Raw genomic sequence first — 22,744 nt, forward strand, 5'->3', positions numbered from 1 at the left:
CCGCCAATGGCAATCCTCCGCTGGTCAAAGGCATGAACCGGCGCAGCCAGATCCTGCGCCTGCTGATGCGCTATCGCCATTCAGGGGTGTTCTCGGGCATGAACCTGGATGCCGCAGGCAATCCAGCCGACGTTCCCGCGGACGGCAACCCGGAACAGTTCGTCAGCGATCTGGAAGCGCTGGGCCCGACCTTCGTCAAGCTGGGCCAGATGCTGTCCACGCGCCCGGACATGGTGCCGGTAGAGTTCGCCACGGCGCTGGAGCGCATGCAGGAAAAGGTAGCGCCGATTCCCGTCGAGCGCATCCACGCCATCATCGAGCAGGAGCTGGGCGTAGGGGTGAACAAGCTGTTTGCCGCGTTCGACCCCGAGCCGCTGGGCTGCGCATCGATCGCGCAGGTGCATCGGGCCGTGCTGCACGACGGACGCCAGGTGGCGGTGAAGGTGCAGAAGCCTGAAGTGGCCGCACAACTTCGCTCGGACCTGGAGGCGCTGCGCAGCTTCGCGCTGGCCGCCGACCACCTGACCCAGGTGGGCCGCCGCGTGCGCCTGCGCGACTGGCTCAACGAATTCGCCAAGACCCTGATGCAGGAGCTGGACTACCACGCCGAGGCCGAGAACCTGGCCCGTTTCGGCCGGCACCTGAAGCCGTTCCGCCGCCTGTGGATACCGCAGCCGCTGTGGGACTACAGCAGCCAGCGCGTGCTGACCATGGAACTGGCCACCGGCGTGCGCGTGGATGCGATTCCCGATGTGCGCCGCACCGAACAATCGATGGACCCGCTGGCGGCCGCGCTGATCCGCGGCTACCTGGACCAGATCTTCGTGCACGGCGAGATCCACGCCGACCCGCACCCCGGCAACCTGCGGGTGATGCCCGATGGACGGCTGGCAATCTTCGACCTGGGCATGGTTGCGCACATGCCGCCGCGCCTGCGCGAGCGCTTGCTGAAGATCCTGTTCGCAGCGGTCGATGGCCGTGGCGAGGAAGTGGCTGACGACCTGATCAGCATCAGCACGCGGCTGGAGGCGTTCGACGAGGAACGTTATCTGCGCGAGACCGGCCAGTTGATCGCGCGTTACGCCGCCAGCGGCACGTTCTCCGAAGGCCGCGTGGTGCTGGACATGGTGCGCATCGCCACCGCCTGCGGCCTGCGCACGCCGCCGGAACTGAGCCTGCTCGGCAAGGCACTGCTCAACCTGGAAACCGTATGCCGCTTGCTGGCACCCGAACTGGATACCCGCCGCATCGTCGAGCGCCAGCTGCAGCATGTGATGCGTGCGCGCCTGAAAAAATCACTGTCCGCAGCCAACATCGCCAGCGAGGCGATGGAGCTGCAGCAGCTGCTGCGCGATGGGCCGCGCAAGCTGTCGGACATCATGGCGCTGCTGGCCGAGAACCGTCTGCAGATGAAGGTGACGGGCCTGGAAGAATCGCGGCTGATGGAGAACCTGCAGAAGATCGCCAACCGCGTGGCGGCCGGCATCATCAGCGCGGCATTGATCATGGCCGCCGCGATGATGATGAAGATCGACACCGGCTGGCACCTGTTCGGCTATCCGCTCATCGCCCTGATTCTGTTGTTCATCGGCGTAGTGCTCGGCCTTGGCATCGTAACCAGTGCATTGCTGTTCGACCGTCGTGCGCGGGCACGCGAAGAACGCGGGCATCGCTAGCGCATCGACAAAAACACCCGTATTCATGCAGTTTTTAATGCAATCCAGCTACCCCTTTCACGCTCGTTTTACCTTCTGAGCGCGATTACGCGCGCGTCATTTCAACAAACATTTCAGTCAGGTTCGTGCATGCACTATCGGGTCATCGGCCTGTCACATGCATGTGCTTGCGGCAGCGCCGGTCGGATGGACACGCGTCGGTACGACGTCCATCACCACCACCCCGTCACTGCCGAAGCTGCCTATGCTCTGGATACTGCTGCTGTCGTTGTTGCTGCTGTGCTGGTTGTTCCTCGCGTCCGAGAAATGGGTGTGGTGGAAGGCCAGTGCGTTCTCGCTGCTGCTGCTCATGCTCAGCGCATGGTGGCTGATCGACAAGCTGTCCGGTGATGGGCTCAACGCTGCCACCCTTTACCACCTCGGCGCCGACATGGAAGGCGCCGGTGTCTCCGACTTCAAGGGCTACATCGCCGGCTTCATCGTGCTGGCGCTGGTCTCGCTGCTGCCGCTGTTCGCCACGCGGGTGAAGCGCTGGCGCCGGCCCGGCCACGGTGGCGCGCTGTTCGCGGGCTTCGCGGCCGTGTGGGTGGCCACGATCATGATCAGCCCGCTGGCCCGCGACGGCCAACGCCTGTACCAGCAGCTGCGCCCGGTCGACTTCGCCCGCATCGCCCCCGAATACCAGGTGCCGACGCAGCCGCTGCAGCGCCCACGCAACATCGTCTGGATCTACGGCGAGAGCCTGGAGCGCACCTACCTGGACGAGAACGTGTTCCCGGGCCTGATGCCCAATCTCAACCGCCTGGCCACGAAGTCGCTGGACGTGCGCGGCCTTGCCTCGGCCGAAGGCAGCGGCTGGACCATCGCCGGCCTGGTGTCGTCGATGTGCGGCGTGCCGCTGACCACCTCGCAGGGCGATGAAAACAGCATGGACCGGATGGGCAGCTTCCTGCCCAAGGCAGTGTGCCTGGGCGACTACCTGAAGCAGCAGGGCTATACCAACCATTACCTGGGCGGGGCCAACGGCCAGTTCGCCGGCAAGGGTCAGTTCCTGGCCAGCCACGGTTTTGACGAAGTGCATGACCTCGCCTGGTTCAAGCAGCAGAAAAAGATCGGTCGCATCCACTACTCGGCCTGGGGCGTGCACGACGACGTGCTGCTGGATACCGCCTACCAGCGCTTCGAACAGCTCTCGCGCGCCGGCTCGCCGTTCATGCTCACCACGCTCACCATGGACACCCACCACCCGGCGGGCCACCTGCCGGTGTCGTGCAAGGGCGAGCGCTACCAGAGCCGGTACGGCAACATCAACATGCTCAACGCGCTCAAATGCAGTGACCGGCTGATCTCGCAGCTGGTCGAACGCATCCAGGCCAGCCCGTACGGCAAGGACACGCTGATCGTGATCGCCTCCGACCACCTGGCGATGCCCAACGATCTGACCCACATCCTGACCCGGCAGAAGCGCGAGAACCTGCTGCTGTTCCTGGGCGATGGCATTGCGCCGCAGCAGCTCAGTGCCGACGCCGGCACCACGCTGGATTCGGGTGCGACTCTGCTCAGCCTGCTGGACCCGAACCTGAAGACGATGGGCTTCGGCCGTTCACTGATCGACCCGCAACGCGCGCCCAGCGCCAGTGTGGCCGCGCGACGCGACCAGGGTCGCGACTACCCGCAGTATCTGGCGTTCGCCCGTTCGCTGTGGCTGGGTGAACCTACGCGTGAACTGAAGATCGACGGCGACGACCAGGTGGTGGTCGGCCTGCAGCACGTGCAGCCACCGGTGCTGCTCGAGTACGACAAGGACTGGGGTTTGAAGTCGGTGTACCTGGAAAACACCTCGCGCCAGTTCGATGATGCCAACCCGGACAACACCCTGGCCTATGTCGACCGCTGCACCGCGTTCGAGGACGGCTCGGCCGACGGTGACTGGTGCGCGCTGCTGGTCAACCGCGACAACGGCATCAAGCTGTACCGCGACAACGACCTGCGCGGCGGCATCGCGGTCGATGCACCGCTGGATGCACTCCAGGGCCCGCGCCCGAGCGTGCGCCAGGCGCACATGATCACCCAGAAGGGACGCCGTACGCGTGCCGGCCAGTACATGTTGCAGCTGGTGGCGAGCACGCGCCCGGATCGCGGCTTCTGGATCGAAGCAGTGTCGTCGCAGCGCAAGGTGGTGCTGGCCCAGCAGTGGGTGCAGCCGGATGCCGACGGCAAGATCAACGTGACGTTCGGGCTGGACCACGAAGTGGATGATCTGGAGATCCGCGCGTGGTTGAACCATGCCGAGAAGCTGGCAGTGGATACGTTCGCACTGGTGCCGTCGCGCAGCCGACCGCGAGGGTAGGGTTCTTTGCAGGGCTGCGCCCTGCACTCGCTACAAACCGGGGCAACGGCAACAGCAACAGCGTGCATTCCGTGGGATGGCGGGGCGGTGTCGGAGTGCGGGGACGCCGTAAATCCGTCCCTGGAGGCTTGGCAGCCGCATCCATGCGGCTGACACCCCCGCGCACCCAACCCGGCCGGCCTCCGACAGATTTCGGTGGCCTGCACCACGGAGAAGAAAATAAGATCAAAAGCGGGCCGCGCGCTGCGCTTGCTCGTGTAGAGCCGAGCCCATGCTCGGCTTCACGGACCGGCCAGAAAGCAGCCGAGCGTGGGCTCGGCTCTACAAAAAGCGGCCTGTCAGGCTGCCTTTGCTTTTGATCTTCTTTTCTCTTCCGTGGGTGGACGTGCACGGAACCTGTCCGTGGCCGGGCAGGTGGGCTGCGCAGGGGCGTGAGCCGCATGGATGCGGCGACCGAGCTTACATGGACGTACTTGCAGCGGCCCCTGCGCAGTCCACCTGCCCGGCCTCACCCATGAACTGCTCTACGTGTCCACCCACGAGGGGCGGCGCCGTTGGCTGGAAACTACAGTCCAGCGCCCGCGTCGCCTTCCGGCTCCAGCGCCTTCACCAGCACCGCTGCCTGCGTTCGGCTATGGCACTCGAGCTTCTTCAGGATCGCAGTGACATGAACCTTCACTGTGTTCTCGGCCAACCCCAGCGTGTAGGCGATCTGCTTGTTGAGCAGGCCATCGGCCAGGCACAGCAGTACCCGGAACTGCTGCGGGGTCAGCTGGGCCAAGCGGCTGGCCAGCAGTGCATCGGCCTCCGAACGCTCGGCGGCCATCGCCGGGAACCACAGGCCACCATCGAGCACCGCCTGCACCGCCTCGCCGATGGTCTCGGCCGGGGCCGACTTCGGGATGAAACCGGCCGCGCCGAACTGCTGGGCACGGCGGATCACCCGCAGATGGTCGTTGGAGGAGAGGATCACCACCGGAATGTCCGGATGCGAACCACGCACGTGCAGCAGCGCGGAAAAACCGTGTGCGCCGGGCATGGTCAGGTCGAGCAGCACCAGGTCCACATCGGGATGCGCGTCGAGTGCCTCGGCCAGCGCCTCGGCGCTGGCAACCTCGCGCACCTGTGCCAACGGCAGGCTCTGCCGCAAGGACTGCACCACCGCCGAACGCAGCAGCGGATGGTCATCGGCGATCAGGATGGTGTACTCGCTCATGCTGCCATTGTACGGGCCGGCCGGCGCCTCAGCGCCCCGCCGGCTCCACGCTGCTGCGCCAGGCGTCGAGGAACTGGCGGCGCTTGAGCGCGTCCAGGTACACCAGCAGGCCCGGGCCGAGCTGGATCGGACGGCGGCTGCGGCCGGGCGCGTCGTCACCACGTGCGTTACCGGTCACGATCGGCATCAGCCGCGCTTCGCGCGACAGCACTTGCTGGCCACGCGGCGACAGCAGGTAATCGAGGAAGCGCCGCGCTTCTTCCGGGTGCGGGCCGGTGCGCGGGATGACTGCGGTGCGCAGCACCACCAGCGTGTAGTCCTCGGGCTCGATGATGGCCAGTGGCTCGCCCGCATCGACACGTGCCTGCGCGTAGGAGCCGAGCACGTTGTAGACCAGCGACAGCTGGCCACTGGCCACCTGATCCAGCAGCACGCCAGTACGCTCCTCGCGCACCACGCCGTTGTCGCCGAGCGCGCCCAGCAGCGCGCCGGCAATGCTGCCGCGCTGCGCGTCCTGGGTCGCCAACAGGTAGCCGACGCTGCTGCGCTCGATGTCATAGGTGCCGACCCTGCCGCGCAGGGGTGCACCTTCAGCACGCAGCCGGTCCAGCAGCTGGCGGCGCGTGTGCGGCACCTTGGCCGAAGGAATCGCGCGGGTGTTGTAGACCATCACCACCGGCTCGTAGCTGATGCCGAACGCCTCGTTGCGCCACTGTGCCCAGGCCGGCAGCGCCGCGGTCTGCGCCGAGCGATGCGGCAGCGCATGGCCATCGTTGACCAGCTTGGTCTGCAGGTCCATGCCGCTGGAGATCAGCAGGTCCGGCGATGCCGGGCCGCCGCGGTCGTGCAGGTACCGCGCGTACAGGTCCTGGGTGATGATGTCCTCGTACACCACTTCGGTGCCGGGGTGCAGGCGCTGGTAGTCGGCGATGACCACCGCGAACACTTCGATGTCGGTGGTACCGTGGATGCGTAGCTGCGCCGTGGCCGCCCCCTTCGCAGGGAAGCGGCGCACGTCGCCCGGCGCGGCCAACACCGGCAGGGCCAGCAGCAGCGCAACAGTCGTGGCGAACAAGCGGATCATGGACTGCTCCGGGGCAGGCGGATGGTGGCGACCAGCCCGCCCTGCGGGCGGTTGCTCAGGTCAATGCGGCCGCCATGGCTGTCGACCACGCGCTTGACGATGGCCAGGCCCAGCCCGGCACCACCTGAGGGCGCGCCTTCGCCACGTGCGAAACGCTCGAATACGCGCTCGGCATCGGCCGGGGCGATGCCTGCGCCGTGGTCGGCGATGGTCAGCACGGCCTGCTCGCCTTCCACGGTAAGGGCAATCTGTAGGTCGCCGTCACCGCCGTACTTCAGTGCGTTGTCGACCAGGTTCTTGATCGCCTCGCGCAGCAGCAGCGCATCGCCGTGCACCAGCGCCGGTTCGGCGGTCATCGCCAACTGTACGCGCGGCGCCGGACCGGCCTGCGGCAGCGCTTCATGCAGGGCCTGGTGCACGGTCTCGGCCAGGTCCACCGCTGCAAAGCGCTGCAGATGCGAACGATGGATCACGCTGGCATCGCTGAGCAGCTGGTTCAGCAGCCGGCTCATATGGGTGGCATTGCGCTCGATCGCCTGCAGGCTGCGCCGCATGTCCTCCGGATCGTCATCATCCAGCGCCAGCTGTGCCTGTGCGCGCAATGCAGCCAGCGGCGTGCGCATCTGGTGCGCAGCCTCGGCCATGAACGCACGCAGTGTCTCGTTGCTGCTGGACAGGCGTTCCATGAAGCGGTTCAGCGCCGCCACCATCTGGTCCATCTCGCGCGGAACGTGGGCATCCAGCGGCTTCAGGTCGGACGGCTCCCGTCGCGACAGCTCGCGCTCCACCCGCACCAGCGGCCGGAATGCGCGATGCACGCCGAACGCCACCAGTGCCAGCAGCAGGCCGGACAGCACGCCGATCGCCAGCAACGCGCGATTGACCATGTCCTGCGCGACCGCTTCACGCGCACGCCGGGTCTGGCCGACCTGGACCTGCACCTCGCCCTGCGCCGAGGCAGCGGCGAAGCTGCGGCCGACCACCACGAAGCGCACGGTCTCGCCGCTGTAGGTGGCATCGAACAGCTGCGGCTGGGTACCGGGCCGGCGCGGCGGTGCCGGCAGGTCACCGTAGCCGGTGATCAGCGTGCCGCGGCTGTCGGCCACGCGATAGAACACGCGGTCCTCCGGTGCCATCGCCAGCAGGTCCAGCGCCGCATACGGCAGATCGACCTGCCACTGCCCATCGACCAGCGCCACCGAATCGGCGATGGACAGCGCCGAGGACACCAGCAGGTGATCGTAGGAACGGTTGGCGGCACGCTGGCCGTAATCGCGTGCGGCGAACAGCAAGGCCACCGCGAACACCGCCAGCAGCACGCCGAGATAGAGCAGCAGCGTGCGCCGCAGCGAACCCGGCGCCGCAGTCGCAGCGCGCGCGTCAGTCATCGGCGTCGGCATGGGTATCGCTGGCCTCCAGCAGATAGCCGACACCGCGCACCGTGGTGATGCGCAGCGGTGCGCCCGCCAGCTTCTTTCTCAGGCGGCCAACATACAACTCGATGGCGTTCGGGCCCGCTTCGTCATCGAAACCAAACAGGCCGTTGCCGATCTCGTCCTTGCCGACCACCTGGCCAAGACGGCCGACCAGGATCTCCAGCAGGCGGTACTCGCGATTGGGCAGTTCGATCGGCTCCCCGTCGAGGCTGACCCGGTGCGCAGCGTTGTCGAACTGGAAGCCGCCAATCTGCACCACTTCGCTGGCCTGCCCACGCGCGCGCCGCAGCAGTACGCGGCAGCGTGCTTCGAACTCGCGGAAGTCAAAGGGCTTGCCCAGGTAGTCGTCGGCGCCCACATCCAGCGCCTGCACGCGATCCTCGATGCCATCGCGCGCGGTCAGCATCAGCACCGGCGTGCTGTCACCGCGCTCGCGCATGCCGGCCAGCACGCGCAGGCCGTCCAGCTTGGGCAGGCCGATATCCAGCACCACCAGATCGAAGCTCTGGTAGCGCAGCACGCTGGCAGCGGCCAGGCCGTCGGCCTGCCAGTCCACGGCATGGCCACTGCGACGCATGCGACGGATGATCGCATCGGCCAGATCCGGGTTGTCTTCGACCAGCAGCAGGCGCATGGGCACGACGGTGGGAGGGGAAGCGAATGCTACCGCATGACGCCGGGGCCGCCCGCCGGGCCATGCCTGGCGACCATTTACGCTGCACCGCACAAACCGCTGACAGGACGATGACAGCTACGGCGACCCAGACTGCAGCCGCGCACCGTCCGGTGCCCACGATTGCCGCGCGCCTGTCGCGCACCTGGGAGGGTTTGTGGAATTGAAGTTTGCCTGGCGGCGTCCTGCCGCCATGATGGCGCTGGCTGCCCTGTCGGCGCCGGCCTTCGCTGCCGAAGACGACCGCCCGGTCACGGCCACTCTCGGTGGCCGCCTGCACCTGGACTTCGCCACCTTCGACAACGACAACCGCGGCACCCCGAACAAGGACGACACCGAAATCCGCCGTGCGTGGGTTGACGTATCCGGCAAGTTCTTCGTGGTCGACTACAAGCTGGAAGCCGATTTCTCCGGCGACCGCGTCGAGGCCAAGGACGTGTACCTGGCACGCAGCTTCGGCAAGGCCGGCAAGCTGACCGTGGGCCAGTTCAAGCAGTACTTCTCGCTGGATGACCGCACCAGTTCCAACTACGGCAGCTTCCTGGAGCGCGGCAACGCCGGCACCACGCTGGCGCCGCTGTACCGCCTGGGTGCGTCCTGGCAGGCCAACCCCGGTGACTTCACCTGGGCGGCCAGCCTCTACAGCCTGGAGAGCATCGACGCCTGGCAGGTGAAGGGCCGTGCGGCGGGTGGCCGCGTCACCTGGGCACCCTCGCCCAGCGACGGCGACGTGCTGCACCTGGGCCTGTCGCTGGCCCGTGAGGCCTACGACAACCCGGGTGCCAACGGCGTGCCCGGCCTGCGTATCCGCCCGCGCCCGGCCGGGCACCTGTCCGACGAGAGCCGCCTGACCCTGGTCGACTTCTCCGCCGGCCGCGATACCGACGTCAACAAGTGGTCGCTGGAATACGCGCAGGTGCGCGGCGCGCTGTCGTGGCAGGGCGAGTTCAGTGGCGCCACCTTCGATGATGGCGCCCAACGCGGCGACGTGATGGCGGCCTACGGCATGCTCAGCTGGTTCGTCACCGGCGAAAGCCGTGCCTACGACCGCAAGACCGGCCGCTTCGCGCGGGTGAAGGACATCCGCCACAAGGCCGGGGCCTTCGAAGTGGCGCTGCGCTACGACCAGATGTGGGGCGCGCAGCATCTCGACGGTGCGCCGGACCTGCGTCGTGGCAGCACCGAAGCCTGGACGCTGGGTGGCAACTGGTACCTGCGCGACAACCTGCGCTTCATGCTCAACGTGATCGAAAGCCGCAACCGTGATCGCCTGGCCGGGGTGACGGTGGACCGCACGCGCGCGGTCACCGGCCGCCTGCAGTACGACTTCTAGGCCCGACATCCCGGACATTCCGCCCGGGCCCCTTCCACTCCCCACGTCCTGTTTTCGCAAGGAGTCCGCAGATGATGCTGAGCATCCTCGGCTTTGGCATGGTCATTACGTTCATGTACTTGATCATGAGCAAGCGCCTGTCGCCGCTCGTCGCCCTGATTACCATCCCCATCCTGTTCGCGCTGATCGGTGGCTTCGGTGCCGGCATCGACGAGATGATGCTGGAGGGCATCAAGAAGATCGCACCCACCGGCGTGATGCTGATGTTCGCCATCCTCTACTTCGGGGTGATGATCGACGCCGGCCTGTTCGATCCGCTGGTGCGGGTGATCCTGCGCTTCGTCAAGGGCGACCCGATGAAGATCGTGCTTGGCACCGCGGTGCTGGCGATGCTGATCTCGCTCGATGGCGATGGCTCGACCACCTACATGATCACCGTCTCGGCGATGCTGCCGCTGTACCAGCGGTTGGGCATGAACGCGCTGAACATGACCTGCGTGACCATCCTTGCCGGCGGCGTGATGAACCTGACCCCGTGGGGCGGCCCGACCGCACGCGCGGCCACCGCGCTGCACGTGGACCCGGCCGACGTGTTCGTGCCGTTGATCCCGTCGATGGTGATCGCCTGTGCCGGCGTGCTGCTGCTGGCCTGGTACCTGGGCCTGAAGGAACGCCGTCGCCTCGGCGTGGTGACCCTGCCCAAGGGCGGCAGCTGGATGGACAACAGCGTGTCCGATGACAGCAACCCGCTGCCGACTGTGGAAGACGCCGAGGACATCAAGCGTCCGAAGCTGCTGTGGGTGAACCTTGCGCTGACCGTGGCGCTGATGACCGCGCTGATCGTTGGCGTGCTGCCGATGCCGGTGCTGTTCATGGTCGGCTTCGCCATCGCCCTGGTGATCAACTATCCGAACCTGACCGAGCAGCGCCGCCGCGTGGTCAACCACGCCGGCAACGTGCTGTCGGTGGTGTCGCTGATCTTCGCCGCAGGCATCTTCACCGGCATCCTCAACAACACCGGCATGGTCGAAGCGATGTCGCACAGCTTCCTGGCCGTCATTCCGGAATCGTGGGGCCCGTACCTGGCGGTGATCACGGCGGTGGCGTCGATGCCGTTCACCTTCTTCATGTCCAACGACGCGTTCTACTTCGGCGTGCTGCCGATCCTGTCCGAGGCCGCCGGCAACTACGGCATCACCCCGGTGGAAATGGCGCGCGCCTCGCTGGCCGGCCAGCCGGTGCACCTGCTCAGCCCGCTGGTGCCGTCCACCTACCTGCTGGTGGGCCTGGCCAAGGTCGAATTCGCCGACCACCAGAAGTTCACCCTGAAGTGGGCCATCGCCATCTCGATGCTGCTGATGATCGGCAGCCTGCTGTTCGGCCTGTATCCCCTCGCCGCCTGACCCTTTGCCAAGGAGCCTTCTGCAATGACGCTTCGAATCGCTTACGTCACCAGTGGAATGGGCAGTGTCGGCACTGCCATCTGCCAGAGCCTGGCCCGCAGCGGCCACACCGTGGTTGCCGGCTGCGCGCCGAACTCGCCGCGCAAGGCCAACTGGCTGCGCGAGCAGCGCGAACAGGGCTTTGACTTCATCGCCTCCGAGGGCAATGCCACCGACTGGGCCTCGACCAGTGCCGCGTTCGCCAAGGTGCGCGCCGAGGTCGGTGAAGTGGATGTGCTGGTCAACAACTCCGGCGGCAGCCGCGACCTGCTGTTCCGCCAGATGACGGTGGAGGACTGGAACGCAGTGATCGCCTCCAACCTCAACGCGCTGTTCAACCTCACCAAGCAGGTGGTGGACGGCATGGCCACGCGCGGCTGGGGCCGCATCATCAACATCGGCTCGGTCAGCGCCCACAAGGGCCAGATCGGCCAGGTCAACTACGCCACCGCCAAGGCCGCGATGCATGGCTTCAGCCGTGCACTGGCTGCCGAAGTTGCGTCGCGCGGGGTCACCGTCAACACGCTGTCGCCGGGCTACATCGCCAGCCAGGCGATCAGCAGCTTCCCGCCGGATGTGCTGGACCGGCTGGCCGCCTCGGTGCCGGTGCGCCGCTTGGGTCGGCCGGAGGAAGTAGCTGGCCTGTGTGCGTGGTTGGCGTCGGATGAAGCTTCGTACGTGACCGGCGCCGACTATCCGGTCAACGGTGGCCTGTACATGGGTTGAGCCCGTCTCCACGCAAGGCGTGGAACGCCTCCCCCACGGAGTGCGCGGGGCCGGTGAACCTTCGCTTGCGAGGGGGATCCGGCCCCTTTTGTTTCCGCATTTTCGGGACGCATTGCCCGATACATCGGCAGAACCGGTGCTATACCTGCCAACGCTCGCTGAGCCCGATGGATGAACGGCCGGAATCGCGGATCAAGGAGGTTGGCATGCGTGCATTGCTGATTGCGCTTCTCGTGGTCGCCACCCCGCCACTGGCGGCCACCCCACCTGCTGCCACTGCGGAAGAGGCGGATGCAACCTGGCGGCTCGTGGAGCGCTGGTCCTTGCAGCTGTCACGCTCTGACCTTGTCGCGCAGCTATCACCCTTGGCTCCGGCCGGCTCGCGTTCGGAAGCAAGAATGGGCCGGGGCGACAGCGCCGCCATCGATCTGGCGCCATTCGCGGTCGCTGGGAGGATCAAGGGGCCCTCTGGCCAGATCTACACCGACGCGTCGGGGCGAATCATCAAAGGCATTACGCTGCGGCTGAGCGGCGCCTGCATCTCGCGAAAGCAGATGGGTCGTCGCTACCCCGACTTCAATGTCCTTTCCGTGCCGTCAGGGCATAGCCTGGACGAGTCGACGGTGTTCGGCACAGTAGTGAACGGCATCCAGATCGGGTTCTCATTCTCCGAACATGACCGTGACTGCATGGACCAGCTCAAATTGAGCTGGCCTGGGGAGCGCTTCTGATTCCCACCGGCCTACCACCATGACGAACATGTTGCAGAACACGCACCACTGCCCTGCATCGTTCGTTGGTTTTTCGTAAAGAAGGTTTCATGTTCCGTTCGCATAGTGGCCATGCACCGCGCACGCGTGCCGGTGACCACCCCCAATGCAACGGACCACCATGCATACCCGACACCTGACGATCGCCGTGGCGATCGCGCTCTCCGCCGCCGCCAGCGCCCATGCCGCCACCGCTGCCGACACCGGCGCCAGCACCGATGCCGCACTGAGCGCGCAGACGCTGGATACCGTCTCCGTGATCGGCCAGGGCGAGACCCGCCAGGTGCAGCGCATCACCGCGGTCGACAAGCAGGTGCTGCCTCCAGGTACCAGTGGCCAGAAGATCCTCGACCGCCTGCCGGGCGTGTCGGTGCAGTCCAACGATGCCTTCGGCGCGAACGAAGAATCGCAGACCATCAGCCTGCGCGGCTTCGACAAGAGCCGCCTCGGCTATACGCTGGACGGCATCCCGTTGGGTGACAACAGCTACGGAAACTACAACGGCCTGAGCATTGCCCGCGCGATCATTGCCGAGAACCTGGCCGGTGCCGAGCTGTCGCAGGGCATCGGTTCGCTGGGCGTGGCTTCGACCAGCAACCTGGGCGGCACCATCCAGTATTTCTCGATGGACCCGTCCACTGAATTCGGTGGACGTGCCAGCGTCACCGTCGGCGACAACAACCAGCGCCGTGGCTACCTGCGCGTGGATACCGGCGACATCAACGGCTTCTCGGCCTATGTGTCCGGCGTGCACCAGGACCAGGACATGTGGGCCGCGCCCTACCAGAACCAGACCACCCGCCAGTTCAACGCCAAGGCAGTGTGGAATGTCGGCGACCACCGCTTCGGTGCGTTCGTGGCCACCTCGCGCGCCAGCCAGGCCAACTACGCCTACCTGTCCAAGGACATGCTGGCGCGTGGCCTGAGCTGGGATTGGAACATCTACGCGCCGGACTGGGATCGCGCCGTGGCCGCTGCGTACTGCGCGCCGGGCACCTACAACAAGGCACGCTGCAAGTTCAGCGGCGGCGTCAACAGCATCGACGATGCCTACTACCAGAGCCGCGCATTGCGCGACGACAATCTCTATTCGGTCGATGCCGACCTTCGCCTGGGCGAGCAGGGCCGCCTGAAGCTGCTGGCCTACCACCACGACAACCGTGGCCAGGGCCACTGGTGGGCACCGGGCCAGCCATCCTACCCGGGCACCGACAGGATGCTGCCGATCTCGATCCGCAGCACCAACTACACGATCAACCGCGATGGCCTGACCGCCGCATTGTCGTGGACGGTGGGCATCCACGAACTGGAAGCCGGCCTGTGGTACGAGCAGAACGACCATAACGTGTCGCGCAACTTCTACTACATCAGTGGCCCGTTCCTGGACGACCTGTACCTGAAGAACCCCGACCGCCTGCTGTTCAACCAGGACTTCGACATCCGCACGCGCCAGTTCTACGTGCAGGACCGCATGCGCTTCCTCGACCAGCGCCTGACCGTGGACGTAGGCCTGAAGAGCCCGAACACCCGCATGCGCGCCACCGCGAAGGGCGGCGTGGAAACCAGCATCGCCTCGGGCACGCTCACCGCCAAGGAATCGGTGCTGCCGCAGCTGGGCGTGGGCTTCAAGCTCAACGCCAACAACGAGCTGTTCGCTTCGTACGCGGAAAACATCGCCGCGTTCGTGGGCGGTGGCAGCGGCGGCCCGCTGCAGGTGTCGCCGGAATCGTTCGCGGCCAGCGCCGGGCTGGAGCCGGAGAAGTCCAAGAGCCTGGAAGCCGGCTTCCGCACTTTCGGTGAGAAGTACCAGGCCTCGATCGCTGCATACAACGTCAAGTTCGACAACCGCCTGCTGTCGCTGAACCCGTGTTCGAGCATCGAAGTCGGCACGCGCCCGGAGTGCGTGACGCGCTTCATCAACGTCGGTTCGGTGAAGAGCCATGGCGCGGAACTGACCTTCATCCTCAAGCCGATTGATGGCCTGCAGTGGTACAACGCGCTGTCCTGGAACAAGACCACCTACGAGGATGACTACACCTCGGGCGGTGCGATCGTACCGGTGGCCGGCAAGATCACGGTGGATACGCCGCAGCGCATGGCCTCCAGCGAGATCAGCTGGAACCGCGACGGCTTCTTCGCCAGCCTGCGTGCCAAGTACACCGGCAAGCGCTACTACACCTACACCAACGACCAGTCGGTGCCGGGCGTGACCACCTTCGACGCTGGTGCAGGCTACGACTTCGGCCCGGGCCTGGGCCTGCGCAACGTGCGGGTGTCGTTGAACGCGACCAACCTGACCAACAAGCGCTATGCCGGCCAGCTGAGTTCGTTCGCACCGACGGATCCGGAAGGCAAGCGCTATGCGATCCATGCGAGCGCGCCGCGGCAGCTGTTCATGACGGTGGCGGCGGAGTTCTAAGTCGAAAGCGTTGCTCCGCGGCGTCTTGATTATCATCGCGGGGCAGAGCCGGATGGGCCGGCGCAGGACACGCCGTGAACCCCGCTCCGCGGTCCGTCCCAGCCGCTAGCGGCTGTGCGTTCGGGCGCTTGCGAAGCAGTGCTTCGCAAGCAAAGCGCCCTCACCCATGGGGGCTCGATGGCGCCATCCATGGCGCCAACGGTCCTGCGCCGGCCCATCCGACCCTGCTCGACGGCTTCCCGCGCCACGGTGCGGAAGGCAAAGAAGAGCAAAAGCAAAGAGCCGGGCATTGCCCGGCTCTTTGCTTTTCAAGCGCAATCCCTTCGGCGCGGTGATGTGCTGCCGCCCGCGCGGGAAACTGTCTGGCGGCGGTGGGGCACCCTGGCCAGGACCGTGAGGCGCATGGATGCGCCGATCGAGCCCCCATGGATGGGTTTACGGCGTGTCCTGGCCAGGGTGCCCCACCGCGGCCCAGCGATATCCATCGAGGCGCCAGCGCATCATCCCGCCAACGCATTTCATTCCGGCGCCAGCTGGTCCATCCGTATCCGGTTGGCGAACAGCGAGAACGCCAGCATCCCGGCCAGCCCGTTCGCCCGGCTCACCCAATGCGGCAGCCAGCGCGGTGGCTTCAGCACACCCGCTTCGAACAACGGCGCGAACGCGATCGCATCGGCCAGGCTCATCTTGCCGGCGAACAACCAGCGGCAGACCTGCAGGCGGTCCTCGGCCAGCATGTGCCGGAAGAAGGTATGCACCGACACCAGCCCGCGCAGATACACCGTGTCCTTGGTGAACGCCAGGCCGCCATTGGGCGGCACGCCACGGAACACGCGCTGTGCCGAGGCGAAACTCTCCTCCGGGTTCTGCCCGGCATCGCAGAAATAGCGGAACACTTCAATGAAGTCGGCGCCTTCGCGTGCCATCGCGATCGCTTCGGTGCGCAGGCTGATCCGCTTCAGGCGCTCGATGTCGATGCTGCCGGTGATCTGTTCGGCAAACGTCGCCAGCCCTTCCTGGGTGGCCGTCACCCGCGGCGAGGACAACGCCAAGCTGGGCAGCACCGGTTGTTCGCGGCCATTCAAGGCCGTCAGCGAATGCACCAGCGCTTCGTGGTGGAACAGCTGCGCGCGGTCGTAGGCACTGAAGCGCGCACTGGTGCGCAGGCGGATGCGGGTCGGACCGGCAGCGGCCTTGGACACCAGCTCAGGATCCAGCTGAACCTGGATGATGCGCGATTCGAAGAACGCATCCAGATCGTTCTGCAGCTGCAGCTGCAGGGCAATGGCCGAGACCGGTACCTGCTCTTCCGGCGCCAGCAGTTCGTGATCGAGTTCGGTAGCGATCTGGATGAAGTGGCGCGCTGCGTCGCGCGTGCTCGGACCATTGCCCGGCAGCGGCTGCTCGGGTGCGCCGAACAGCTGCACCGAACAGGTATCGACTGCCGCAGTGCCCAGCCCCTCCAACAGCTGCGCGGCCAGATCCCAGCTCTGCGCCGACTGCTGCACATAGTGGCCCAGCGGGTGGCTGTCATCGCAGTCGCCGGCGATCGCGGCCAGCGCACGGCGCTCCTCGCTGAAGTCGAGCCGGGGGTAATCCACTTTCGGCAGCACCGGCTGGCCGCGCGCCACGCTTTCCAGGAACGGGGCCTGCACCGTGGCAGGCCAGCTGGTCAGGCCCAGCAGGCGGATGCCCCCCACGGCCTCGACCAGGCGCGCATCGAGCGCTGCATGGTGGGCCACGTCACGGTCCAGCGTCGCAGTCGGTTCCATGCGCGGACTATAACGCCCTGCCGTGCCCGGCGCGGTGTGCCGCCGCCCGAGCATTGGCTCGGGCGCTACAGGGTGTCCCGGGATGCACCTCTTGTAGAGCCGAGCCCACGCTCGGCTGCACTGTCAACGCCTACGCGGCTTCCCCGCCGGCCGGAACTGCTGGCCCTTGCCCTTCCTGCCGCCGCGTTCCTGCGCGGTCTCGGCCTGGCGTACGGCCAGCTTCGCTGCGGCCACGGCCACTTCTTCCTTCAGCTTGAAGTAGTTCAGCAGCCGGCTCTCTTCGATCTCGCCCGCGTCGATCGCTGCGCGAACAGCACAGCCCGGTTCCTGCTGGTGCTTGCAGTCGTTGAAGCGGCACTGTGCGGCCAGCGCTTCGATATCGGCGAAGCCGCCTTCGGACAGCGTCTCTTCACCGGTCGGCTTCAGCTCGCGCATGCCGGGGGTGTCGATCAGGCAGGCACCGGTCGGTAGCGGCATCAGCGCGCGGTGCGTGGTGGTGTGGCGCCCGCGCGAATCGTTGGCACGCACCGCGTTGGTCCTCATCCGCTGCTCGCCGAGCAACGTGTTGGTCAACGTGGACTTGCCGGCACCGGAGGAGCCGACCAGCACCACCGTGCGGCCGGGGCCCAGCCACGGTTGCAGCACCGCCACGCTGTCGGCGTCCAGGCCGTTGATCGCATGCAAGGCGATGCCCTGCATCTCCAGTTCTTCCAGCACCGCCAGCGCGTCCTCGCTGTATTCGGTCTGGTCGGCCTTGGTCAGCACCACCACCGGTTCGGCACCGCCACCGCCGACCAGCAGCAGGTAGCGCTCGATGCGGCGCGGATTGAAGTCGGCATCCAGGCCACAGACGATGAACACCGTGTCGATGTTGGCCGCGATCACCTGCTGGTGGTAATGCTCGCCTGCCGCGCCTCGCTTGATCGCGGAACGACGTGGCAGCAGGGCGACGATGCGGATGCCGTCCAGCAGCACCCAGTCACCCACCGCAGGCCGCTCATGGCTGGGGAAGCGCGGACGCTGCCATTCCGGCAGTGACTCGGCCTTGATCGACGCATCCGGGCCATCGGCCACCACGTAGTGGGTGCGGTGCTGCTCGATCACCCGCGCCGGGCGGGCCTGCGGATGCGTGGCCATCGCGGCCTGCCAGTCGGCCTGCTGCGCCGGGCCCGGCCAGGGCCAGCCAATGGTCTGCAGGGCGATGAAATCGGGGGTCTGGGTCATCGCGGCCATTCTACCTGTGCCGACGCCCTGCCAGCCCAGCAATGGCGGGCCCGGAGCCCTTGCCATGCATTGCAGCAATTCCGGTAGGATGGAAGCCCCATGCCTTTTGACGGCCCATTCCCCATGTCCACCCCTTCGCCCAAGCCCCTGGCCATCCGCGAGCGCCTTTCCGAAGTGCGCTACGAAATCCGCGGAGAACTGGCGCGGCGAGCCCGGGAACTGGAGGCGCAGGGCCGCAAGCTGATCAAGCTCAACATCGGCAACCCGGGCAACTTCGGTTTCCGTGCGCCCGAGCACCTGCAGCGCGCGATTGCCGATGACATGGGCCGTACCGACCCTTACACCCACCAGCAGGGCCTGCCGGTCGCACGCGAAGCCATTGCCGCCGCCTATGCGCGCCGCGGTGCGCCCGATGCGCATCCGGACCGGGTGTTCGTCGGCAACGGCGTGAGCGAACTGATCGATCTGTCGCTGCGGGCGCTGTTGAACCCGGGCGATGAAGTGCTGGTGCCCTCGCCGGACTACCCGCTGTGGTCGGCCGCGGCCATCCTCAACGACGGCCGCCCGGTGTACTACCGCTGCGCGCCGGAAAACGGCTTCCAGCCCGACCCGACCGAGATCGAGACGCTGGTGTCCTCGCGCACCCGCGCCATCGTGCTGATCAACCCGAACAACCCCAGCGGCGCCAGCTACCCGCGCGAACTGCTGGAGCGCGTGGTCGAGATCGCGCGCCGCCACAACCTGTTGCTGCTGGTCGACGAGATCTACGACCAGATCCTGTACGACGACGCGGTGTTCCAGCCGGTCGCGCCGCTGGCCGGCGACCATCCGTGCCTGACCTTCAGCGGCCTGAGCAAGGTGCACCGCGCCTGCGGCTGGCGCGTGGGCTGGGCCCACCTCAGCGGCGATGACGCACGCCTGGGCGATTTCCGCGCCGCGCTGGACCTGCTGAGCGCGCTGCGCCTGTGTGCCAACGTGCCGGGCCAGTACGCCATCGACGCGGCAGTGAACGGCCCGGACACCATTTCCGAGCTGTGCGCCCCCGGCGGCCGTCTGTATGAAACCCGGCGCGCGGTGATCGAGGCCTGCGAGGCCAGCGAACACCTGTCGCTGGTTGCCCCGGCCGGCGCGCTGTACGCGTTCCCGGCCGTGGTCGGTGCCGCCGCCAAGGGCTTCGACGACCACACCTTCGCCCTGGACCTGATGAACAACGAAGGCGTGCTGGTCGTACCGGGCTCCAGCTTCAACGTGCCTTACCGCCATCACTTCCGCGTGACCCTGCTGCCGGAAGCCTCGGTCATGCGCGATGTGTTCGCACGCATCGACCGGGTGCTGGCCCGCCGCGCCGAGGACGCCACCAAGGTCGTGCCGCTGAAGCCGCGCCGTTCGGTGGCCTGAGCCGTGGCGTTGTCCTACCTGGCGCTGGGCGACTCGTACACCATCGGAGAAGCGGTTGCCGTCGAAAGCCGCTGGCCGCACCAGCTTGCCGCCGCCCTGCGTGCGCAGGGCATTGAGCTGTCCGATCCGCAGACCATTGCAACCACCGGCTGGACCACCGACGAACTCGATGCCGGCATCGATGCGGCCGCGCCGCAGGGGCCGTTCGATTTCGTCAGCCTGCTGATCGGCGTCAACAACCAGTACCGCGGGCGTCCGCTGGACGAGTACCGCAGCCAGTTCCGGGCCCTGTTGGAGCGGGCGATCGGCTTCGCCGGCGGTGATGCCGGGCGCGTGCTGGTGCTGTCCTTCCCGGACTGGGGTGCAACCCCGTTTGGTATCGGCAGCGGCCGTGACCTGACCGCGATCGAGATCGAGACCGACGAGTTCAATGCCGCTGCCGAAGTGATCAGCACCCAGCAGGGCGTGGCCTTCGTCGACATCACCGATATCAGCCGTGACCAGGGCGACAACCCGGCGATGATCGCCGACGACGGCCTGCACCCTTCAGCACGGATGTACGCGCTGTGGAGCGCGCGCGCGCTGCCGGTCGCCGCCCACCTACTCGGCGGAACGGACTGAGGCGATGGACGGCACGCCACGGAACGGCCCGCCCCTGCCCTGCACTCCCCTGGCCGCACCGCAGGCCCGTGCGATCGCCGAGGCATTCCGCCCCGCGCACGCCTGGGCCAGCCGCCGCGACTACTACTACACCCGCAGCAAGCTGGGCAGCGACCCGCTGTATGACGGCGTGCTGCAGCACCTGCCTGGCGACGGGCAACCGGTGCTGGACCTGGGCTGCGGGCTGGGCCTGTTCGCCCACGTGCTGCGCCAGCGCGGTGGCTCCCAGCCCTACCTGGGCGTGGACGTGGATGCCGGCAAGATCGCCCGCGCCCAGCGTGCCGCCACCGGCCTGCCCGCTGTGCGCTTCGACTGCCTGGACGTGCAGGCGCCGCTGCCGGCGCAGGCCGGGCATGTGCTGCTGCTGGATGTGCTGCAGTACCTGGACGCGGGCCCACAGCAGGCACTGCTGCGTGAGGCCAGTATGCGGGTCGCTCCCGGCGGCCGCCTGCTGCTGCGCACGCCACTGGCCACCGGCGATGGCCGCGACCGCACCACGCGGGTGGCGGACCGGCTGGCCTGGCTGGTCGGCTGGATGGGCACGCGGCCGCGCCACTACCCCGACCCGCAGGTGCTGCAGGCGACACTGGCCGAGGCCGGATTGAAAGTGACGGCGCCGCGCCCCCTGCATGGACGCACGCCGTTCAACAGCTGGTTGCTGGTGGCCGAACGCCCCGCGTTGTAGCGCCGAGTGCAGCATGTGCCGGCGCTGCGCTACAGGATGATCGCCAACCCTTGTAGCGCCGAGCCCATGCTCGGCTGCTCTACACCACCAGGGCCCGGCGTTACGGAACCGGCAGCCGCGCCTTCAGCCCCCGCTCGTCCAGCGCCTGCAGCACGCGTTCGATGATCGCCAGGTTGTGGCCGTGGGCGGCCCCCTCATGCAGCAGCACGATGGCGCCCGGGCGCAGGTCCGGCAGCAGCCGCGACAGCACGCCCTCCGGCGTGCAGCCGACACCGTCGTAGCCACGGGCGCTCCAGCCCACGCGCACAAGTCCCAGCGCCTTCAACACCGGCGCCACGAACGGATTGGTCATGCCCACCACCGAGCGGTACCAGCGCACCGGGCGACCGCCCACCGCCTGCAGCGCATGCTGGCAGCCCTCGATCTCGGCACGCATCGCTGCCGGGCCCAGCCGCCAGAAGCGCGCTTGTGGATGACTGTGGCTGTGGTTGCCCAGGTCGTGGCCCCGGCGCAGGATCTCCTGCACCAGCTCCGGCTGCGCCAGCGCGCGCTCGCCGACCAGGAAGAACGTGGCACGTGCCTGGTGGCGATCCAGCAGATCGAGCACGGCCCGGGTCTCCGGGCCGGGACCGTCATCGATGGTCAACCAGACGCTGTTGCCGGCCTCCGGTACCCGGCTCAGCACCGGTGCGTAGAAGTGGCTGTTGGGCAGGAAAACCGGCACCAGGAAGAGCGCGTGGCTGGCCACCATCAGCGGCAACCCCCAATGCCAACCGGCCAGTACCCAGACCAGGATCACGCCGAGCTGCGACGCCACCAGCCAGGGCAGCCAGCGCCAGGGCCGGGTCGGGATGCGATGCAATGTTCCTGCGTTGCTCATCCCCCATGATGCCATGAGGGGTAGAATTGATGATTCGAATTCCCGGAACCCCGACGTCCATGTCCCTCGATCCCGCCCTGCGTTCGCGCATCGAATCCATCCTCAACGCCAACCGCGTCGTGCTGTTCATGAAGGGCCAGCCGTCGATGCCGCAGTGTGGTTTCTCGGCCAAGGCCGTCGGCGCCCTGCAGGACCTGGGCGTCGAGTTCGCCCACGTCAACGTGCTGGCCGACCAGGAAATCCGTGAAGGCATCAAGGCCTATGGCGACTGGCCGACCATTCCGCAGCTGTACATCGACGGCGAACTGGTCGGCGGCAGCGACATCGTGCTGCAGATGGCCGCCAGCGGCGAGCTGAGCAGCGTGCTGGGGCTGCCGGCACCGGACCGTACCCCGCCGAGCATCACCGTCACGCCGGCGGCCGTGGAAATGCTCAAGGGCGCGCTGGCCGATGCCCCGGGCGCGGCCCTCCAGCTGACCATCGACGCCCGCTTCCAGCCCAACTTCCAGCTGGCCCCCCACGACGAAAGCGCCATCGCCGCCGAGTCCAACGGCCTGCGCGTGCAGTTCGACCTGGCCAGTGCGCGTCGCGCCAACGGCATCACCATCGACTGGGTGGACGACATCCGCGGCAAGGGCCTGGCCATCGACAATCCGAACGCACCCAAGCCGGTGCAGGAAATCAGCGTGCGTGATGCCGATGACCTGGTGCGTGCCGGCAACATCACCCTGGTGGACGTGCGCCCGGCCGAGGAGCGCGAGATCGCCGCCGTGGGCGTGCCGTTCAAGAGTTTCGACGGCAACGGCCGTGCGGAGCTGGAAGCCCTGCCCAAGGACACCGCACTGGCCTTCATGTGCCACCACGGTGGCCGCAGCGCGCAGGCCGCCGAACAGTTCCGTGCGCTGGGCTTCACCAAGGTGTTCAACGTCACCGGCGGCATCAATGCCTGGTCGGAAGATGTCGACAACGGCGTGCCGAAGTACTGATCGGCCGCAGCATG

General features: G+C 67.1%; 18 protein-coding genes. 11 read left to right on the forward strand and 7 right to left on the reverse strand.

Annotated elements, in window-relative coordinates:
* Positions 1–32 precede the first annotated feature (32 nt).
* Positions 33–1,676 (forward strand): AarF/UbiB family protein, encoded by a 1,644-nt coding sequence (locus N5C25_RS16565; RefSeq protein ID WP_227852538.1) that lies wholly within the window; start codon positions 33–35, stop codon positions 1,674–1,676.
* A 244-nt stretch (positions 1,677–1,920) separates the two neighbouring features.
* Entirely contained in the window at positions 1,921–4,026 is a 2,106-nt protein-coding gene (locus N5C25_RS16570) for a phosphoglycerol transferase I (protein WP_058979298.1), read from the forward strand.
* A gap of 565 nt (positions 4,027–4,591) precedes the next feature.
* Here the strand turns inward: N5C25_RS16570 and N5C25_RS16575 are convergent.
* The 4 genes from N5C25_RS16575 to N5C25_RS16590 are packed head-to-tail and all read right to left on the reverse strand — an operon-like array spanning position 4,592 to position 8,396.
* Positions 4,592–5,242 (reverse strand): response regulator transcription factor, encoded by a 651-nt coding sequence (locus N5C25_RS16575; protein WP_279937337.1) that lies wholly within the window; start codon positions 5,240–5,242, stop codon positions 4,592–4,594.
* 28 nt (positions 5,243–5,270) lie between these two features.
* Positions 5,271–6,326, reverse strand: a complete 1,056-nt coding sequence (locus N5C25_RS16580) for an ABC transporter substrate-binding protein (protein WP_251102328.1) — start codon at positions 6,324–6,326, stop codon at positions 5,271–5,273.
* Positions 6,323–7,714: a sensor histidine kinase gene (locus tag N5C25_RS16585; RefSeq protein ID WP_251102329.1), complete on the reverse strand. Its 1,392-nt coding sequence runs from the start codon at positions 7,712–7,714 to the stop codon at positions 6,323–6,325. Before N5C25_RS16585 ends, N5C25_RS16580 begins: the two co-directional genes overlap by 4 nt.
* Positions 7,707–8,396 carry a response regulator transcription factor gene (locus tag N5C25_RS16590; protein ID WP_251102330.1) on the reverse strand — a complete coding sequence of 230 codons (690 nt, stop codon included), beginning with the start codon at positions 8,394–8,396 and terminating at the stop codon, positions 7,707–7,709. Before N5C25_RS16590 ends, N5C25_RS16585 begins: the two co-directional genes overlap by 8 nt.
* A 232-nt stretch (positions 8,397–8,628) precedes the next feature.
* On the opposite strand from N5C25_RS16590, the gene N5C25_RS16595 reads away from it, so the two are divergent.
* From N5C25_RS16595 to N5C25_RS16615, 5 genes are all read left to right on the forward strand, one after another.
* Entirely contained in the window at positions 8,629–9,768 is a 1,140-nt protein-coding gene (locus N5C25_RS16595) for a porin (RefSeq protein WP_251102341.1), read from the forward strand.
* 74 nt (positions 9,769–9,842) lie between these two features.
* Entirely contained in the window at positions 9,843–11,171 is a 1,329-nt protein-coding gene (locus tag N5C25_RS16600) for a CitMHS family transporter (protein WP_279937338.1), read from the forward strand.
* A 24-nt stretch (positions 11,172–11,195) separates the two neighbouring features.
* The gene (gene phbB, locus N5C25_RS16605) at positions 11,196–11,936 is read left to right on the forward strand and encodes an acetoacetyl-CoA reductase (RefSeq protein ID WP_005419193.1); all 741 of its coding nucleotides are present in this window, start codon (positions 11,196–11,198) and stop codon (positions 11,934–11,936) included.
* Between the two features lie 206 nt (positions 11,937–12,142).
* Positions 12,143–12,667, forward strand: coding sequence for a hypothetical protein (locus N5C25_RS16610; protein ID WP_251102331.1), 525 nt, complete (start codon positions 12,143–12,145; stop codon positions 12,665–12,667).
* A gap of 160 nt (positions 12,668–12,827) precedes the next feature.
* Positions 12,828–15,125: a TonB-dependent receptor gene (locus N5C25_RS16615; protein WP_251102332.1), complete on the forward strand. Its 2,298-nt coding sequence runs from the start codon at positions 12,828–12,830 to the stop codon at positions 15,123–15,125.
* Between the two features lie 518 nt (positions 15,126–15,643).
* Here N5C25_RS16615 and N5C25_RS16620 read toward each other — a convergent pair.
* Complete coding sequence (locus N5C25_RS16620) at positions 15,644–16,897, reverse strand: flavohemoglobin expression-modulating QEGLA motif protein (protein ID WP_262214185.1); 1,254 nt, start codon at positions 16,895–16,897, stop codon at positions 15,644–15,646.
* Between the two features lie 123 nt (positions 16,898–17,020).
* Complete coding sequence (gene rsgA / locus N5C25_RS16625; RefSeq protein WP_186008995.1) at positions 17,021–18,121, reverse strand: ribosome small subunit-dependent GTPase A; 1,101 nt, start codon at positions 18,119–18,121, stop codon at positions 17,021–17,023.
* 123 nt (positions 18,122–18,244) lie between these two features.
* Between rsgA and N5C25_RS16630 the strand changes: the two genes are divergently transcribed.
* Genes N5C25_RS16630 through N5C25_RS16640 form a run of 3 tightly spaced genes read left to right on the forward strand, consistent with a single transcriptional unit; the run spans position 18,245 to position 20,864 of the window.
* The gene (locus N5C25_RS16630) at positions 18,245–19,519 is read left to right on the forward strand and encodes a pyridoxal phosphate-dependent aminotransferase (protein ID WP_026347275.1); all 1,275 of its coding nucleotides are present in this window, start codon (positions 18,245–18,247) and stop codon (positions 19,517–19,519) included.
* A gap of 3 nt (positions 19,520–19,522) precedes the next feature.
* Complete coding sequence (locus N5C25_RS16635) at positions 19,523–20,140, forward strand: SGNH/GDSL hydrolase family protein (RefSeq protein ID WP_251102333.1); 618 nt, start codon at positions 19,523–19,525, stop codon at positions 20,138–20,140.
* A 4-nt stretch (positions 20,141–20,144) separates the two neighbouring features.
* Positions 20,145–20,864 (forward strand): class I SAM-dependent methyltransferase, encoded by a 720-nt coding sequence (locus N5C25_RS16640; RefSeq protein ID WP_058983583.1) that lies wholly within the window; start codon positions 20,145–20,147, stop codon positions 20,862–20,864.
* Between the two features lie 100 nt (positions 20,865–20,964).
* On the opposite strand, the gene N5C25_RS16645 is transcribed toward N5C25_RS16640, so the two are convergent.
* Positions 20,965–21,744, reverse strand: a complete 780-nt coding sequence (locus N5C25_RS16645; protein WP_058983586.1) for a polysaccharide deacetylase family protein — start codon at positions 21,742–21,744, stop codon at positions 20,965–20,967.
* 59 nt (positions 21,745–21,803) lie between these two features.
* Between N5C25_RS16645 and grxD the strand changes: the two genes are divergently transcribed.
* Positions 21,804–22,730, forward strand: a complete 927-nt coding sequence (gene grxD / locus N5C25_RS16650; protein ID WP_251102334.1) for a Grx4 family monothiol glutaredoxin — start codon at positions 21,804–21,806, stop codon at positions 22,728–22,730.
* Positions 22,731–22,744 lie beyond the last annotated feature (14 nt).

Source organism: Stenotrophomonas sp. GD03958, assembly GCF_029839005.1.
GTDB classification, from domain to species: domain Bacteria; phylum Pseudomonadota; class Gammaproteobacteria; order Xanthomonadales; family Xanthomonadaceae; genus Stenotrophomonas; species Stenotrophomonas hibiscicola.